Origin of the sequence: Vibrio sp. Vb0304 (assembly GCF_033338995.1) — a bacterium.
GTDB classification, from domain to species: Bacteria; Pseudomonadota; Gammaproteobacteria; order Enterobacterales; family Vibrionaceae; genus Vibrio; species Vibrio alginolyticus.
In genome coordinates, this window is the sequence record NZ_JAWOTT010000105.1 from 1 (window position 1) to 1515 (window position 1515).

The following is a 1515-nucleotide window of genomic DNA, read 5'->3' on the forward strand; positions in this document are numbered from 1 at the left end:
CAGCGAGATTGAAAATCAGTTCGTAGATCTCTGATTTCGCACCAACGTCAATGCCTCGTGTTGGCTCGTCCAACAAAATCACACTCATATCGGTGGAGAGCCAGCGACCTAGAATCACTTTTTGTTGGTTACCACCAGACAACTGCCCTATAGCCTGTTGTAATGAGGCGGTTTTAACGTTCAAAGCCTTACGTTGCTGCTCTGCGTTGTCTCTTTCCCATTTGAAATCGATCAAACCGCCCAATTTCAAATTCCATGGACGAGCACTGATGTTGGTGTTCTCTTCCACCGAGAGAATAGGAACGATAGCGTCCGCTTTACGGTCTTCAGGGCATAACGTAATGCCTGCGCGAATCGCATCTTGTGGACTTCTGACACTGATGGGCTGCCCATGAATGTAAATTTGTCCAGCTTGCGCTTTTTCCGCGCCGAAAATGAGACGGGTTAGTTCTGTTCGCCCAGCCCCAACTAAACCAAACAGACCCAGAATTTCACCTTGACGAATATCGAGTGAGACTGGTTGGGTTAACCCTTTTCCTTCAAGGTTTTCAATGCGTAAGCCACTTTCGCCGAGAGAACGCGAACGGTAGTTGTAGATATCGTTGATTTCACGACCGACCATCAGCTCAACCAATTTTTCATGGGTTAAGTCGGTCATGTCGTCAAATGTTTGTACATGTGTCCCATCTTTGAAGATGGTAATGGCATCGCACAAATCGAAGATCTCTTCCATACGATGGGAAACGTACAGAATGATTTTGCCGTCATCGCGCAATTCGCGAATAACTTTGAATAAGTTTTGAATCTCGCGTTGAGACAAACTGCTGGTTGGTTCATCAAACGCGATAATCTGAGCATTGCGGCTTAGTGCTTTGGCAATTTCCACCATTTGCCACTGGCCGATAGAAAACTCTTTAAGTGGGCGAGAAGGATCAAAATCCTCCCCCAAACGTTTTAGCTGTTCTCGCGCTCGGGCGTTCAATGTTTCCACATCTACACTGCCACCTTTTGTTGGCAACTGACCTAGGTAGATGTTTTCTGCCACACTAAGCTCAGGTACCAAGTTCAGCTCTTGGTAAATAATGGCGATACCTTGCTCAAGCGCATCAGTCGCTGAGTTGAACACCAAAGCTTTACCATCGACGACCAACTCGCCTTCAGTAGGTTGGTGTAAGCCACTGAGAGTTTTAAGCAACGTTGATTTACCTGCACCGTTTTCACCCATTAGCGCATGAATGCTGCCTTTGCTGGCGCGAAAACTAATGTTGCTCAATGCCTTAACTCCTGGGAAATGCTTCGATATGTTGCAAAACTCAAGGTAAGAAGGGGAATTTATCATGATCATTCTCTCCGTTTCCCGAAAGAGCGGCGGTCATTGCACCGCCGCAAATAGGCTTAAAGACCTTTTTTCTGTAGCTCTTCACGGAAGTTGTCGCGAGTGATCAGCACAACATCGGTGACTTCCACAAACTTCTCTGGCTGCACATCTTCTTTCACCCATTTGTAAAGTGATTC

At 46.5% G+C, this 1515-nt stretch carries 1 protein-coding gene and 1 pseudogene; both read right to left on the minus strand.

What is annotated here, in order from left to right:
- Positions 1-1339 (minus strand): L-arabinose ABC transporter ATP-binding protein AraG (gene araG, locus R7P35_RS24160; RefSeq protein WP_318092859.1); only part of this gene is annotated, 1339 nt, incomplete at its 3' end.
- A gap of 56 nt (positions 1340-1395) precedes the next feature.
- Positions 1396-1515 (minus strand): annotated as a pseudogene (locus R7P35_RS24165) (arabinose ABC transporter substrate-binding protein); the annotation flags it as partial.